Here is a 15,392-nt window from a genome sequence, read left to right as displayed (position 1 = left end):
GGACAACCTTGGCCGTCAGCGGCAGCGGCGCATTGCTGCATGTCAAAGAGTCGAGTCGGACGACTCCCGGCCGCCCCACGCCCGCTTCAGCCCCAGATAGACCACCCCGGCCGCCACGAAGCTGGGCAGGGTGGCGCCGAGGTCCGGAGCCAGGCGGCTCAAGCCCTGATAGGCGGCGATGCCGATCGCCCAGGCCAGCAGGCCGGGCAGGTTCAGGCCGCTCCGGGCCACGGCGGCGGCGCGGCGGCGCAGGACGAAGTGGTCGGTCAGCAGCACGCCGAACAGCGGGGCGAAGACCGAGCCGATCAGCAGCAGGAAGCCCTCGTACTGGGTGATCGGCGCGAACAGGGCGATGGTCGTGCACAGCGCGCCGAAGACCAGGGCCAGGTTGGCCGGCTTGGCGGGGACCAGGGTCGCGGTCGAGACGGCGGCCGAGTGAATGTCGGCGAAGGTATTGTCGGTCTCGTCGATGACGATCAGCAACAGGGCGACGCCGCCGCCGCTGGCCGCCAGGGCCGTCAGCAGCAGGTTGTCGCCGCCGCCCGACACCAGGGCATAGGCCGCGCCCAGGGCCATGAACCAGATATTGGCCAGCACGTAGCCGGCCGCCGAACCCTTGAACATGCCGCCGCTGGTGCGGCCAAAGCGGGTGTAGTCGGCGATCAGCGGCAGCCACGACAGCGGCATGGCCACCACCAGGTCGACGCCGGCCCCGAAGCTCATCTCGCCGGTGCCGGCCTTGGCCAGCAGGGCGGCAAGGTCGTGCTCGGCCAGCAGCCGCCAGCTCAGCCAGCCGGCGCCGGCCAGCAGCAGCCACAGGCCCCAGGCGCGCAGGAAGCGGCGCACGAACGACACCGGCCCCTGGATGGCCAGGAAGGTCGCCAGGATCCCGAACGCCAGGGTCCAGATCATCGGGTTGGAAAAGCCGAAGGTCTGCCTGGTCAGGGCGTCAGCGGAATCGCGCATGGCGATGATCTCGAACGCGCCCCAGCCGGTCAGCTGGATGGCGTTGAGCACCGCCGGGACCGCCGCGCCGCGCGCGCCCAGCGCCAGCCGCAGCGTGCCGACGGCGGAGAGGCCGGTATCGCTCCCGACCACGCCGGCGGCGGCCAGCAGCAGGGCGCCCAGCACCGAGCCGGTGAGGATCGCCGCCAGCGCCATGCCCAGGCTGAGGCCGGGGACCAGGAACGCGCCGGCCTGCAGCACCAGCAGGCCGATGCCCAGGCTGAACCACAGTGAGAACGCGTCCTGAGCGCGGAAGACCCGGCGCGCTTCCGGCACGGGGGTCAGGGGATCGTAGGTGTCGTGGAGTTCAGCCATGGGCCCGGTCTAGAGCATTTCCCGATCCAATTGGATCGGTGAAAAGCTCTAGCGTATTGTTTTAACGCATTTTCTGACGACGAACCGGTATCCACTTCGTCGGAAAATGCTCTAGCAGGTCATCTTCGGGGCGGGATACCGAAGTCGCCGATGTGTCGAGTTCACGACCGCAACCTCGCGCCGCGAGCGGACGTTAGGCTCTCACATCCACACAATCGGAAGATGCTCATGGCCACCCCGGCGAAAACCAAGGCCAAGACGGCCCCGCGCGCGGGCGCTAAGCCCCCGATTTCGACGAAGGTCCCCCAACCCGCGGGCCCTTCGACCGAGGGCGAGACGCTCATCGCTCCCGGCGGCGAAACTCATCAGCAGGCCGACGGCCCGGACACCCAGCTGACCACCAACCAAGGCGTGCCGATCGCCGATAACCAGAACTCGCTGAAGGCCGGCGCGCGTGGGCCGGTGCTGCTGCAGGACTTCATCCTGCGCGAAAAGATCATGCACTTCGACCACGAGCGCATCCCCGAGCGCGTGGTCCATGCCCGCGGTTCGGCCGCGCACGGCTTCTTCGAGTGCCTGGAGTCCTGCGCCGACGTCACCTGCGCCGACTTCCTGCAGCGCCCGGGCGAGCGCACCCCGGTGTTCACCCGCTTTTCGACGGTGGCCGGCAACAAGGGCTCGGCCGACCTGCCGCGCGACGTGCGCGGGTTCGCGGTGAAGTTCTATACCCAGCAAGGCAATTTCGATCTCGTCGGCAACAACATGCCGGTGTTCTTCATCCAGGACGCCATCAAGTTTCCCGACCTGATCCACGCCGCCAAGCAGGATCCCGACCGCGAGTTCCCCCAGGCCGCCACCGCGCATGACACCTTCTGGGACTTCATCTCGCTGACGCCCGAGAGCATGCACATGATCATGTGGGCGATGAGCGACCGGGCGATCCCGCGCTCGCTGCGGATGATGGAGGGCTTCGGCGTCCATACCTTCCGGCTGGTCAACGCGGCGGGTGACAGCACCTTCGTCAAGTTCCACTGGCGGCCCAAGCTGGGCGCTCAGTCCGTGGTCTGGGACGAGGCCCTGAAGATCAACGGCGCCGATCCCGACTTCCACCGCCGCGACCTGTGGGAAGCCATTGAGGGCGGCGACTTCCCCGAGTGGGAGTTCTGCCTGCAGACCTTCACCCAGGAACAGGCCGACGGCTTCGACTTCGACGTGCTGGACGCCACCAAGCTGATCCCGGAGGAGGTCATCCCCCTGCGCGTGGTCGGCCGCATGGTGCTGGACCGCAACCCCGACAACTTCTTCGCCGAGACCGAACAGGTGGCCTATTGCGCCGCCCATGTGGTGCCGGGGATCGACTTCACCAACGACCCGCTGCTGCAGGGCCGGCTGTTCTCGTACCAGGACACCCAGCTCAAGCGCCTGGGTGGGCCCAACTTCCACCAGATCCCGATCAACCAGCCCAAGTGCCCGTTCCACAACCTGCAGCGCGACGGTCACATGCAGATGGGCGTCCCCAAGGGCCAGGTGAACTACGAGCCCTCCAGCCTGGGCGCCGACGTGGCGCGCGAGTCGCTGGAAAGCGGCTTCCACACCTTCCCCAATCCGGAGGCCGGCGAGCAGCTGCGCCTGCGGCCGGAGACCTTCGCCGACCACTACACCCAGGCGCGGCTATTCTTCGCCAGCCAGACCAAGCCCGAGCAGGACCACATCGTCGCGGCCCTGGTCTTCGAGCTCAGCAAGTGCGTGACGCCCCGTGTTCGCGAGGCCGTGCTGTCGCGGCTGATCCACATCGATGAATTCCTGGCCCAGTCGGTGGCCGAAGGCCTGGGCTTCCCGGGCCGGATCGTCCCGGCCCCCGCGCCGGTCCCGGCCAAGGACATGGAGCCTTCGCCCATGCTCAGCCTGCTGGCCAAGGCCGCGCCGACCCTGGAGGGCCGCAAGATCGGCGCCCTGGTCAGCGACGGCTGCGACGACAAGCTGGTCGCCAAACTGAAGACCGAGGTCGAGGCGGCGGGCGCGAGGCTGCAGATCATCGGCCCGACCATCTATGGCGTGACCACGGCGAGCGGCGCGCTGCTGCCGGTCGACCACAAGATCGACGGCGGCCCGTCGGTGCTGTTCGACGCGGTGGCGATCCTGCCGTCGGATGACGGCGGCGAGCAGCTGGCGATCGAGGCGGCGGCGGTCAACTTCCTGCGGGACGCCTATGGCCACCTGAAGGTCATCGCCTACCTGCCCTCGGCCGCGCCGCTGTTCGCGGCGGGCGGCGTCGTCGACGTGGGCCCCGATGACGACGCGGGCTTGATCGCCCTGCCGGACGCCAGCCTCGACGACTTCATCGCGGCGGCTTCGGCCGGCCGCATCTGGGCGCGCGAGCCCCTGGTGCGTCCGCCGCCCAAGCCGGTGATCGCGGCGGCTTGAGGCTAGCCTCGGCGGCCTGCCAGCCATGATCGACTGTCCCATCATCGGCGGCGGGCCCGCCGGCCTGACCGCCGCGATCTACGCCGCGCGCTTCCACCTGTCCGTGCAGGTGGTCGACGCCGGCGACAGCCGCGCCGAGAAGATCCCACACACCCGCAACCACGCCGGCTTTCCCGACGGAATCTCCGGCGTGGCGTTGCTGGAGCGCATGCGCGAACAGGCGGTCCTCTACGGTACGGAGCTGATCGCCGGCCGCGTCACCGACCTGGGGCGCGGCGCGGACGGCTTCGTCGCCACGCTACCCGATCGCGAGATTGCGGCTCGAACCGTCCTCCTCGCCACGGGGGTGACCAATCGGCGACCGCTGATGGACGAGGCTCTCCACGCCGAGGCGCTGCGGCAAGGCCGTCTGCGCTATTGCCCGGTCTGCGACGGCTATGAAGTCACCGACCAGGCCGTGGCCGTCGTCGGCCGCGGTCCGCGCGCCGCGCGCGAGGCCGAGTTCCTGCGCAGCTACACCGCTGATGTCAGCCTGATCGGCCTGACCGGCGAGGATGGTCTGGACGAGGCCGCCCGGGCTCGTCTCGACGCCATCGGGGTCAAACGTTTCGCCGGCCCGGCGCGTGATTTCCACCTGGAGAACGACGGTCTGATCGTGACCTGCACGGCGGGCCGTCTGCGCTTCGACGCCGTCTATCCGTCCCTGGGCTCCGACGTCCATTCCGACCTGGCGCGCGCCCTGGGCGCGGCCGTCACCGAGGACGGTTGCATCAAGGTCGACGCCCATCAGCGCACCAGCATTCCTGGCCTCTACGCGGCTGGCGATGTGGTGCTGGGTCTGGACCAGATCAGCCACGCCATGGGCGAGGCCGGGGTCGCCGCGACCACGCTGCGCAACGATCTGGCCGCGCTGGCGCCGCTGCTGCGCTAGCGCGTCTCAGGACGCCCGGATCTTGACCACCTTGGACGGTCCGACCTGACGCAGCTCCTCGACCAGTTCGAACAGGTGGGCGCGCACGGCGGCTTCGTCGCCGTCCTCGGCCAGGGCGTCGAGAGCCAGCAGGCGCTCGGGTTCGATGAGCGGGGCGTCGGCCAGGCGCAGGGCTTCGATGATGCCCGGGGCCTTGGGGCGGGCGATCTCGTTCACGTCGACCAGGGTCTCGGTCAGCTTCTCGCCAGGACGCAGGCCGGTGATCAGGATCTCGATGTCCTTGCCGGGGGTCAGGCCCTGCAGCTCGATCATCCGGCGGGCCAGGTCGATGATCTTGACCGGCTCGCCCATCTCCAGGGTCAGGACGCCGGCCTCGGGCTCGGAGGCGATGCGTGACAGGGCCACGGCGCGCAGCACCAGCTGCACGGCCTCGGGGATGGTCATGAAGTAGCGCTCGACCGCGGCGTCGGTCAGGGTGATCGGGCCGCCGCGGGCGATCTGGCTCTGGAAGATCGGCACGACGGAGCCGGCCGAGCCCAGCACGTTGCCGAAGCGGACGATGCTGACTCGCATGTCGCCGCCGCCGCCATACTGGCGCGCCACGGCCTCGGCCACGCGCTTGGCCGCGCCCATCACGCTGGTCGGGGCCACGGCCTTGTCGGTGGAGATCAGGGCCAGGTGCGCGGCGCCGCAGGCCTTGGCGGCGATGGCCACATTGCGCGTGCCCAGCACATTGGTGCGCACGCCCTCGCAAGGATGGTTCTCGACCAGGGTCACATGCTTCAGCGCCGCGGCGTGGAAGATGATGTCGGGGTGCTGCTCGGCGAAGACGCGGCGGACCCGGGCGGCGTCGCGCACGTCGCAGAGAATCTCGCGGCGCGGCATGCCGGGCCAAGTCTGGGCCATTTCGCGGTCGATATGGAACAGGTTGTATTCCGAGGCGTCGACCATGGTCAGGTGGGCGCAGCCGCTGGCGGCGATCTGGCGGCACAGTTCCGAGCCGATGCTGCCGCCGGCCCCGGTGACCAGGACGCGGCGACCCGCGACCAGGGCGCGGACGGGCTCGGGGTCGAGGCGCACGGGCGGACGGCTAAGCAGTTCCTCGATGCTGATCTCGCGGAGCGAGGCGACGGCGGCCGCGTCGGCGCCCATCTCGACCACGCCGTGGCGGCGCAGCAGGCGCACGCCCTCGGTCTTCAGGCGACCCAGGCGCTCGGCGCCGAACGTGCTCATGGCGCTGTCGGTCAGGAACAGAATCGCCGAGGGCGACAGGCCGCTGTCGCGAAGGCGGGCCAGCACGCTGTCGAAGTCGGCGATCGAGCCCAGCACGCAGACGCCGCGCAGTTCGTCGCCCATCTCGCGGTCATGCGGCGAGACCACGCCGATCGGGGCGTAGCGTTCGCCCAGGCCGGCCGGGGCGCGCAGGAAGGCCTCGGCCTCGTTGGCCGAGCCGATGATCAGCAGGCGCGGCAGGGCCGGTTGCATCGAGGCGGGGCCCAGACGCAGCACCGAATCGAACAGCTGGCGCTCGTGCAGGCTGCGGCGGATGACGCGCAGGGCCGACAGGAAGGTGGCCTGGATCAGGGCCGCGCCGGCGACCATGCGCAGGCCGCCGTCGATTCCCGGGTGAACCAGGCGGGTGATGGCCAGGAAGGTCGCCGCCGTCAGCACGGCCGAGCGGAACAGGCGCAGGTGGTCGCTGGCCGAGACGAAGCGCCAGGGCGCGCGCTCGACGCGGAACAGCAGCTCGACGATCAGAGCGCCTAGTCCGTAGTAGCCCGCCTGTACCAGGGTGTCGGGCGTGAAGGGCATGTCGATGACGAGGTATCGCCCGAACAGCAGGGCCAATGAGGCCAGCAGAACGTGGGCCGCGATCTTGCCAACATGCCCCATGAATAGAACCTCTCGGCCTGAAGGTCGGGTCGCGCCCGGGAAACTCGTCCGGGCTTAGCACGCGAAATTGTCGCCGTCGCGGTTTCAGCCGCGCCGCAGAGGCAGAACGTCGACGATGTCGTTCGCCGAGGCGGCTGAAACTCCCGCCCGTCGTCGCAGGAGAGCATCGGCCCGCGCGAAGACGCTGACCAGCGAGGAATCCTGATCGGGGAATACGCGGGCGATCGTTCGCCCCTCGGGATCGACGGACAGGGCCGCGCGCATCCAGTGCTCGCGGGGACCTGTGGCGGGCAGGGCGGCGGCCAGGCGAGCCGGGAGCAGGCGGACCTCGGCGTCGCCGCCGGCCAGGGCCGCCAGCAGCGGGCGCAGAAAAAGCTCCGCACAGACCAGGGCCGAGGCCGGATTGCCAGGCAGGCCCAGCACGCGGCGGCCATCCGAAAGGCGGCCGGACCAGGTCGGTTTGCCGGGACGGACGGCGATCGTCTCGACGGCGAGTTCCAGCCCCAGGGTCTTCAGAGCCGGCTTGACCAGGTCGTGGTCGCCGACCGAGGCGCCGCCGATGGTGACGATCAGGTCGGCTTCCACCGGCCCCTCGCGGGAGGCGCAGGAAGAGACGGCGGCGGCGATGGCGGTTGCGTCGTCGGCCGCGGCGGTCAGGCGGAAGGCCTCGCCGCCCCAGGCCTGGACGAGGGCGACCAGGCTGAACGAGCCGCTTTCGAAGATCTGGTCCGGGCGCGGGCTGGCGCCGGGCGGGACCAACTCGTCGCCGGTGGCCAGGATCGCCACGCGCGGGCGGCGGGCGACGGCGACCTCGCCGAGACCGGCCGAGGCGATCAGGCTGAGCCGCCACGGATCGACGACGACGCCGGGCTCGAGCAGGACGTCGCCGGCCTGGAAGTCGCCGCCGGCCGGGCGGGTGTTGGACTTGGGGGTCTCGCCCGCTTCGAAGCGGACCGTATCGCCGTCGCGGATGGCCTCTTCCTGGATGACGACGAGGTCGGCGCCGGCCGGAACCGGCGCGCCGGTGAAGATGCGCACGGCCTGATCGGTCCGGACTTCATGCGGATAGGCCTTGCCCGCGGCGCTCTCGCCGGCGATCGCGAAGGCCTTGCCCGGCGCGTAGTCCGCCTTCCGGATCGCCCAGCCGTCCATGGCCGAGGCGTCGAACGGCGGCTGCGGGCGGGGGGCGGTGATGGTCTGGGCGAGGACACGGCCGAGGCTGGCTTCCAGCGCGACGGTCTCGACGCCCAGCCGTCCGGCGCCGTCCAGGATCTGGGCGCGGGCGTCTTCGACGGTGAGATTCTTGAGGTTGGTCACGCGCCGTTCCGTCCAGGATGCCGTCCTCGCCCTTCGACAGGCTCAGGGTGAGGACCAATTTGATGTCGGCGCACTCGATAACCTCATCCTGAGCTTGTCGAAGGACGAGGTTATCGGGTCCGCATCACCCCACGAACGCCCGCTCGATCACGAAGTCGCCCGGATCGGCGTTGGACCCTTCCTTCAGGCCATGGGCTTCGAGCAGGGCGGCGGTGTCCTTGATCATCGCCATCGAGCCGCACAGCATGGCGCGGTCGTTCTCGGGGTCGAACTTCGTCTGGTCCAGGCCGAGATCCTTGAACAGCTTGCCGCTCTCGATCAGGTCGGTGAAGCGGCCCTGACGCTCGAACGGCTCGCGGGTCACGGTCGGGTAGTAGGTCAGTTGGGCGCGGGCCTCGTCGCCGACCAGCGGATCGTCGAAGATGTCGTGGGTGAACAGGTCGCGATAGGCCAGCTCCTTCACCTCGCGCACGCCGTGGGCGACGATCACGCGCTCGAAGCGGCTATAGGCGTCAGGGTCGCGGGCCACCGCCAGCCAGGGCGCCAGGCCCGTGCCGGTGCCGAACAGGAACAGGCGCTTGCCCGGGCGGACTGCGTCCAGAACCAGGGTGCCGGTCGGTTTCTTGCCCAGCAGGATGTCGTCGCCCGGCTGGATCAGCTGCAGGCGCGAGGTCAGCGGACCGTCCGGAACCTTGATCGAGAAGAACTCCAGCTCCTCGGCGAAGTGCGGCGAGGCCACCGAATAGGCGCGCAGGATCGGCTTCTTCTCGCCCAGCTCTTCGCGCGGCGGCAGGCCGATCATCACGAACTCGCCCGAGCGGAAGCGGAAGGACGCCGGACGGGTGATGCCGAAGCTGAACAGGCGGTCGGTCCAGTGCTTGACCCACAGCACCTTCTCGACGTGGAAAGGGGCTTCTTTAACCGGCGTTGCGGCGGTCGCGGTGGCCGTCATCTGAGCTCTGAAATCCTTGAGAGAAAAGGGCGCCGCCGCGGCCCTGAGGCGACGCCTGTCTCATTTGTGCAAGCCCGTCTTGATGTCAACGCCGGTTGTCTAAAGTCGTCCCCGGAAAAACTTCGCCGCCGGTTCGCGCCCGCGGGCCGAGTGTCCGCGATGTGTCGGCGAGTCGGAAGATCAGGCTGAGTATTCGCGCGGTAAGAAAAAGCGTCGTCTCGGTTCGACAGCAAATATTCAGATAAGAAGAAATGTCATGCCTGTTCGGCATAGGATTGCGCCGCCATGGTTCAGTTTCGCAAACACGTGCGTGTGTCGTCCGATTGGGGACAATCTTTTTCTTGAACCATCAAGACGCCGGACCGGTTTTTCGAAAACGGCAAAAATGTGATTGCCGGTATTCCAAACGAGGCGCAGACTTCCTTTTGCTTCGTTCGCGGAGCCAACGATACGGAGGAACGTATGCGGGTTTGGTTCGTAGGGGCCGCTGCGGCGGCCGGTCTGTTAGCGTTTGGTTTGGCTGCCTGCAGTGACGGCGGCGCGAAGACGAAAGTCGCGCAAGCTAATCAGGTTGTCGTGGAATCCACGTCAGTCACAGCGTCGGGCTGCGTGCGGCCCGTCGAGAAGACCAACTGTCTCGTCGTGAAAGGGCGTGGCGGCGGCTATTACGACATCAGCAGCGCCAGTCCGGCGCCGGACATGTCGAAGGGCGTCGCGGTCTCGCTGCGCGGCAGGGATTCGGGCAAGAACACCCAGTGCGGCCGCGAGCTGACGGACGTGAAGTGGTCGTATCTGGGCATCCAGTGCGGCGCGACCTTGCCGGCCAGCGACTCGACCGCGGCCGACAAGGGCGAAAAGACCAAGCTGGCCAAGGCCGGCTAGGTCGGACTGAAGAGCGCTAGCCCTCGCCGGAGCCCGGATCCGTCTGGGTCTTCGGCGAACGGGTGCTGTCGGCCGAGCCTTGAGGCTCGGTGGCCGGTCGCGGCGGCTCGCCTTCGCGGGGCGAGGGCTTCTGGTTCTCGTTCTCGACTTCCCGATTCGACGGGCGGTCGGAGGATGAGGCCGGCTGGGGCGGATTGGTGATCGTGGGCATGGCGTAAGAACGCACCGCCCGAGGCTTCGATCCTCGCCGAGACCCCATGGGCCGGGAAGAAAACCACGATCGAGCCCGCGAAGCCGCTCAAACCTCCGCGCGCCGCTTGCCCGCCGTTCGCGACCCTGCTAAATGGCGCGGCTCTGGCGACAGGACGTGGCGCGCCGAGGCTTCCAAGCCTTCCGGCGCGCTGTCTGTCTCCGGATGTCCGTCGGCCCGAAAGGGTGGTCGGTCCGCAGGAGTGTAGCTCAGCTGGTAGAGCGTCGGTCTCCAAAACCGAAAGTCGTGGGTTCGAGTCCCCCCACTCCTGCCACTATATATGTTTGACGGGTCGCTTTCGGGCCCGGCTATGGCCACCGGGCCGCTTGTAGGTCCGGGTCCAACTTAGGAAGTCGTGAGCCTCTAGAGCATGGCCAGGAAACCGGGATCCAGCCCGTCAGCGATCAAGAACCGCGCCGCCAAGACGGCCGCGGCGATGGCGCCCGCAGGGGCCGCCGCGGCCGTCGCCGCGCCCGCCCCGCCGAAGAAGCGCACCACGCCGGTGCAGTTCTTCCGTGAGGTGCGCGCCGAGGCCCGCAAGATCACCTGGACCAGCCGCAAGGAAACCTGGATCACCTCCGTGATGGTCTTCATCATGGTGGTTCTGGCGTCGTTGTTCTTCCTGGCCGTCGACGGCGGCCTGGGCTTCGCCATCAATCAGCTCCTGAAGCTGGCGACCTCGGGATAAGATAGAGACGATGAGCACCGAAACCGCGTCCAACCCGAACCACAAGTGGTACATCGTCCACGCCTACTCGAATTTCGAGAAGAAGGTGGCCGAAAGCATCCGCGAGCAGGCCAAGAACCAGGGCCTGGAGGAGAACTTCTCCGAGATCCTGGTTCCGACCGAAGAGGTCGTCGAGATCCGCCGCGGCCGTAAGGTCAACGCCGAGCGCAAGTTCTTCCCGGGCTATGTCCTGGTGAAGATGAACCTCTCGGACGAAGCCTACCACCTGATCAAGAACACGCCGAAGGTCACGGGCTTCCTGGGCAGCGGCTCCAAGCCGATGCCGGTCTCCGAAAAGGAAGTCCAGCGCATCGTCGGCGCCATCGAGGAAGGCGTCGAGAAGCCCAAGACCGTCGTCCTGTACGAAGTCGGCGAGAACGTCCGCGTCATCGACGGCCCGTTCGCCAGCTTCAACGGCTCGGTCGAGCAGGTCGACGAGGAAAAGGCCCGCCTGCGGGTCACCGTCTCGATCTTCGGCCGCGCCACCCCGGTCGAGCTGGAATACGCCCAGGTCGAAAAGATCTCCTGATCCCTTCGATACGGTTGAAAGTAAAAAGCCCCGCGCTCGCAAGGCGCGGGGCTTTTGCTTTGACGTCCGGCCCCGCCCGCCCTCAGGTTGAGCGCGGGATGGCGGGAGCGATTCCTTGCGAGGACTGACACCGCCGATCGGCACGCGTCGAGAGCTGGGCCTGCTGGCGCTGGCCGCCGCGATCCTGTGCGCGCCGGGCTTCCTGTGGGGGCCGGGCGAGTCGCATTCCTGGATCTATAACGTCCTCTGGACTCGCCAGATCGCCGAGGGCTTCGCGCGGGGCGAGCTCTATCCGCGCTGGTTCCCGGAAAGCTTCTCGGGGCTGGGCAGTCCAACCTTCTATTTCTACGCGCCGTTCGCTCACTGGATCGCCGGCGGGCTGGAATTCCTGGGCCTGTCGACACGGCGCGCCGTGCAGCTGTTGTCCTACGCCCTGCTGCTCGGCTCGGGCCTGGCGATGTATGCCTGGCTGCGCTTCCGGGGGACTCTGCCGCTGCTGGGCGCGATCCTCTACATGGCCGCGCCCTATCACCTGGCCGACCTCTATGTCCGGGGCGCGCTGGCCGAGGCGGCGGCGTTCGTCTGGCTGCCGCTGATCGCGATGGGGATCGAGCTTCTGCCTCGCCGAAAGGGCGTGGTGTTGCTGGCCGCGGCCTTCGCCGGCCTGATCCTTTCGCACCTGCCGACAGCGCTGCTGGCCTGTGTCTTCCTGATCCTGCCGCTGGCGGTCTGGAGGGCGGTGAAGACGCCGGCGATCATCGCGCCGGGGATAGCGGCGGCTGTCCTGGGCGCGGGCCTTAGCGCGGTCTACTGGTTGCCGGCCCTGACCCTTCAGGGGAGGATCTCCACCGACCTGCTGTGGAGCCCCTACTATCAGCCGGCCACCTGGTTCGCGTGGCGGCTGTCGCCGCTGAATCTGGCGCTGTTCGCCGGGGCGGCGTTGGGCTGGACGCTGCTGGCCGCGCCGTCGCGGACCTTCTGGTCGTGGATCACTCTGATTTCGGCCTTGGCGGCCCTGGGTCTGATTCCCTTCGTCTGGGATCTGCCGCTGCTGGCCAAGGCGCAGTTTCCCTGGCGACTGCTGGTGGTGGTGGAGTTCGCCGCCATCACCGCGATCGCCGCCCATCCGCCGAAGGGCCTGGAGCTGTCGGCGGGGCGGATCGTGCTGGTCGTGCCGGTCGCCATGATGATCGCCCAGGCCGCCGTGGCTCTGCGCGCCCAGCCGGACGTCGCCACGGTCCTGGCGATCCGGAACGAGGCGCCCGAATATCTGCCGCACGGCCTGCCGGCCGCCGGCGTCTCGGGAACGCAGCGGACGGCCGACGTCTCCGCCTACGATCGCCTGCCCCGGGGCGCGCGCGTCGACGTGCAGGCCGCGGGTCCGGTCACCTTGGGCCGGGCGGCCTTCCCGATCTGGCGGATCACCCGCGACGGCGAGGAAATCCCCTACCGGGGGCCGCTGATCACCTTCGAGGCGCGGCCGGGCGTCTACCGGATCGAGCGCCGCGTGCTGTGGCAGGAACGCTGGGGGGCGCTGGCGAGCGCGGCGGCGGCGGCGATGTTGGCTATGCTTGTGGTCCTGGAATGGCGTCCACTTCGTCGAAAAATGCTTTAGGCGCGGCTCTCGATCATCCCGACCTTCAGGTCGTTGGCCGTGTAGACGCATTCGCCGTCCACGAGCAGGCGGCCGTTGGCCAGGCCCAGGGCCAGCTTGCCTCGGCGGACCTGGCGCAGGCTGATCTCGTAGCGGACCAGCTTGGACGCCGGCGTGATGTCGCCGCGGAACTTGACCTCGCCGACGCCGAGGGCGCGGCCCTTGCCGGGCGAGCCCGACCAGCCCAGCCAGTAGCCGATCACCTGCCACATGGCGTCCAAGCCCAGGCAGCCCGGCATGACCGGATCGCCGATGAAATGGCAGTCGAAGAACCAGAGGTCGGGGGTGATATCCAGCTCGGCGACCACGTGGCCCTTGCCGAACTCGCCGCCGTCCAGGCTGATCTCGGTGATGCGGTCCATCATCAGCATCGGCGGCGCGGGCAGCTGGGCGTTGCCCGGTCCGAAATAGCCGCCCCGGCCCGACTCCAGCAGGTCGGCCTTGGCGTAGTGGTCCTTGGGCGTGTGGAAGTCGCGCGGATCGGCCAAGTCTCTCTCCCATCCCTCAGGTCCGCGCGGGCGGTCTTCAATCGCCGCCGCATCCGCCCGAGGTCTGCTCAAGCTGTGGGTGCGGCGGCGGGATCGTCAAGATTGAGCGGTCAGGCGGTGAACGTCATCGTGCTCAGCACCTGCTCCAGCACCACCAGCGGCATGGCCCCGCGCAGCAGCACGTCGTGGAAGGCCTTGGGGTCGAACTTCGCGCCGGCCTTGGCCTTGGCGACGTCGCGCAGGCGCTCCCACTCGGTGTGGCCGATCTTGTAGCTGCAGGCCTGGCCGGGCCAGATGCAGTAGCGGTCGATCTCGCGCTGCACCCGCGAGCGCGGCATGCCGGTATTGTCGACCATGTAGTCGGTGGCCTGGGCGCGGCTCCAGCGCTTGTGGTGCATGCCGGTGTCGACCACCAGGCGCACGGCGCGGAACTGCAGCGACTGCAGGAAGCCGATCTCGCCCAGCGGGTCGTCCTTGTAGGCCCCCATCTCGGCGGCCAGCTGCTCGGCATAGAGCGCCCAGCCTTCGCTATAGGCGGCGAAGCCCATGCCGGCCCGGCGCAGCATCGGGATCTCCTGCGAGCCCAGGGCGATCGAACCCTGCCAGACGTGACCGGGCAGGGCCTCGTGATAGGTCAGGGTCGGCAGGCTGAACTTCGGCCACTCTGTGGTGTCCTTGAGGTTGATGTAGAAGCGGCCCGGGCGCGCGCCGTCCAGCGACGGCGGCTGGGCGTAGCCGTTTGGGGCGCCGTCCTCGATCTCGGGCGGCACGCGGACGATCTCGACCGGGGCGGAGGGCAGGGTGCGGAACTGGGTCGGCAGCTGCGCGCGGATCGCCTTCGTCTGGGCGTTGAGGTCGGCCAGCAGCTGGGCGCGGCCGGCGTCGGTGTTGGCGTAGAGCTGGTCGGGGCGGGCCGACAGGGCCGTCAGCCGCGCGGCGACCGTGCCGGTGGTCAGGCCCTGCTTCTTCAGCAGCACGTCGATCTGGGCGGTCAGGTCGGCCACCTGGTCGAGCCCCAGCTTGTGGACCTCCTCGGGCGTGCGGCGAGTGGTGGTCTGGAAGGCTAGGGCCCCGGCGTAGAAGGCTTCGCCCATCGGCAGTTTCCAGGCCCCGGCGTCGCCAGTGGCCTTGGGGCGCAGGGCCTCCAGGGCGGCGATCTGGCGGTCGAGGGCCGGCTGCACCTTGCCGCCGACGATGGCGCTGGCGCGGGCCGACCAGTCGCCGGAAAGACCCGCCTTGGCCGCGCGCGCGACCAGGGACTGGACGATGCTGGTCTGTTCGGGCGCCGGGGCGCGCTGGCGTTTCAGCTGGGCCAGGCCGGCTTCGAGGGCGAAGTCCGGGGCCAGAACGCCGGCGGCGGCGTCCATCCTGAACGCGGTGGTGTTGTCGTCGAGGACCTTGGCGTAGGCCTCCAGGCGAGACAGATAGGCCTCGGCGTCTTCCCTGGTCTTCACCGGGTGGCGGGAGTCCAGAAAGTCCGGAACGGACTGGTAGGGGCCGGTCAGCTGGCTCAGCACATAGGGCGAATAGGGGGCGTAGCCGAAGCCGGCGGGGCCTTCGCCGTAGGTGAACTTTTCGCCGCCCTCGACGATGCGCTTGTAGGTGTAGGTGGTGACCTCGTGGTCGACGCGGGCGGCCGGCGACAGCTGGGCCGGGTCGATCCTGGCCAGGGCCGCGACGCGGTCCTTGCGCTGGGCGACCCAGGCGGTGCGGGCCGCGCGCGAGCCGTCGTTCAACTGGGCGCGCTGGCCGGCGCGGGCCCCCACGTCCAGGCCCCGGCTGGTGGCGGTCTCGGGCGAGGCGTCGAGGTCGGCTTCCCAGAACCGGTCCAGCAGCGCCTTGAGCTCGGCGTCCTTCGCGCCCAATGGGGATCCAGGCGCGGCGAGGGCGGGCGAGACGGCGAACGGCGTCAGCGCGACGCCCAGCAGAAACTGACGACGATCCATGAAAACTCCCCCGCGCCCCTGCGCTGTTTCGGAGATACGTTATCCGATCAAGGCGCGTGCGCCAGCGCCCCTCGACTCC

The 15,392-nt window shown here is 68.9% G+C and carries 13 protein-coding genes and 1 tRNA gene; 7 read left to right on the top strand and 7 right to left on the bottom strand.

Annotation, left to right across the window (positions count from 1 at the left end; all coding sequences use genetic code 11):
* Window positions 1-42: 42 nt before the first annotated feature.
* The gene (gene cytX / locus AC07R7_RS22770; protein ID WP_494636683.1) at window positions 43-1,320 is read right to left on the bottom strand and encodes a putative hydroxymethylpyrimidine transporter CytX; all 1,278 of its coding nucleotides are present in this window, start codon (window positions 1,318-1,320) and stop codon (window positions 43-45) included.
* 228 nt (window positions 1,321-1,548) lie between these two features.
* On the opposite strand from cytX, the gene AC07R7_RS22765 reads away from it, so the two are divergent.
* Window positions 1,549-3,744 (top strand): catalase, encoded by a 2,196-nt coding sequence (locus AC07R7_RS22765; protein ID WP_494636682.1) that lies wholly within the window; start codon window positions 1,549-1,551, stop codon window positions 3,742-3,744.
* A 25-nt stretch (window positions 3,745-3,769) separates the two neighbouring features.
* Window positions 3,770-4,675, top strand: coding sequence for an NAD(P)/FAD-dependent oxidoreductase (locus AC07R7_RS22760; RefSeq protein ID WP_494636681.1), 906 nt, complete (start codon window positions 3,770-3,772; stop codon window positions 4,673-4,675).
* Window positions 4,676-4,681: 6 nt separating this feature from the next.
* On the opposite strand, the gene AC07R7_RS22755 is transcribed toward AC07R7_RS22760, so the two are convergent.
* From AC07R7_RS22755 to AC07R7_RS22745, 3 genes are all read right to left on the bottom strand, one after another.
* A complete protein-coding gene (locus AC07R7_RS22755; RefSeq protein ID WP_494636680.1) occupies window positions 4,682-6,568 on the bottom strand; it encodes a polysaccharide biosynthesis protein in 1,887 nt (628 codons plus the stop codon).
* An 84-nt stretch (window positions 6,569-6,652) separates the two neighbouring features.
* Entirely contained in the window at window positions 6,653-7,885 is a 1,233-nt protein-coding gene (locus tag AC07R7_RS22750; RefSeq protein ID WP_494636679.1) for a molybdopterin molybdotransferase MoeA, read from the bottom strand.
* Window positions 7,886-8,009: 124 nt separating this feature from the next.
* Window positions 8,010-8,837, bottom strand: a complete 828-nt coding sequence (locus tag AC07R7_RS22745; RefSeq protein WP_492841868.1) for a ferredoxin--NADP reductase — start codon at window positions 8,835-8,837, stop codon at window positions 8,010-8,012.
* Window positions 8,838-9,299: 462 nt separating this feature from the next.
* Here AC07R7_RS22745 and AC07R7_RS22740 point away from each other — a divergent pair, with 462 nt between their 5' ends.
* Window positions 9,300-9,719, top strand: coding sequence for a hypothetical protein (locus AC07R7_RS22740; protein WP_395445672.1), 420 nt, complete (start codon window positions 9,300-9,302; stop codon window positions 9,717-9,719).
* 16 nt (window positions 9,720-9,735) lie between these two features.
* Here AC07R7_RS22740 and AC07R7_RS22735 read toward each other — a convergent pair whose 3' ends face one another.
* A complete protein-coding gene (locus tag AC07R7_RS22735) occupies window positions 9,736-9,945 on the bottom strand; it encodes a hypothetical protein (RefSeq protein WP_492886802.1) in 210 nt (69 codons plus the stop codon).
* Between the two features lie 222 nt (window positions 9,946-10,167).
* Between AC07R7_RS22735 and AC07R7_RS22730 the strand changes: the two genes are divergently transcribed.
* The 4 genes from AC07R7_RS22730 (at window position 10,168) to AC07R7_RS22715 (ending at window position 12,840) form a co-directional block, all read left to right on the top strand.
* Window positions 10,168-10,243, top strand: a tRNA-Trp gene (locus AC07R7_RS22730).
* Between the two features lie 96 nt (window positions 10,244-10,339).
* Window positions 10,340-10,657, top strand: a complete 318-nt coding sequence (gene secE, locus AC07R7_RS22725) for a preprotein translocase subunit SecE (RefSeq protein WP_492841862.1) — start codon at window positions 10,340-10,342, stop codon at window positions 10,655-10,657.
* A 10-nt stretch (window positions 10,658-10,667) separates the two neighbouring features.
* On the top strand, window positions 10,668-11,225 hold the full coding sequence (nusG, locus tag AC07R7_RS22720; protein ID WP_099581184.1) for a transcription termination/antitermination protein NusG: 558 nt from the start codon (window positions 10,668-10,670) through the stop codon (window positions 11,223-11,225).
* A 115-nt stretch (window positions 11,226-11,340) separates the two neighbouring features.
* Window positions 11,341-12,840, top strand: coding sequence for a putative glycosyltransferase family protein (locus AC07R7_RS22715; protein ID WP_494636678.1), 1,500 nt, complete (start codon window positions 11,341-11,343; stop codon window positions 12,838-12,840).
* Here AC07R7_RS22715 and fabA read toward each other — a convergent pair.
* Both fabA and AC07R7_RS22705 read right to left on the bottom strand, forming a co-directional pair.
* Complete coding sequence (gene fabA / locus AC07R7_RS22710) at window positions 12,837-13,367, bottom strand: bifunctional 3-hydroxydecanoyl-ACP dehydratase/trans-2-decenoyl-ACP isomerase (protein WP_494636677.1); 531 nt, start codon at window positions 13,365-13,367, stop codon at window positions 12,837-12,839. The two genes, AC07R7_RS22715 and fabA, sit on opposite strands and share 4 nt — an antisense overlap.
* 110 nt (window positions 13,368-13,477) lie before the next feature.
* The gene (locus AC07R7_RS22705; protein WP_494636676.1) at window positions 13,478-15,313 is read right to left on the bottom strand and encodes a DUF885 domain-containing protein; all 1,836 of its coding nucleotides are present in this window, start codon (window positions 15,311-15,313) and stop codon (window positions 13,478-13,480) included.
* Window positions 15,314-15,392: the final 79 nt, after the last annotated feature.

It is taken from the genome of Caulobacter sp. GW821-FHT05F04 (assembly GCF_059419665.1).
The sequence above is the reverse complement of the archived record's forward strand: the minus strand, read 5'-3'. Positions and strand labels throughout refer to the sequence as shown.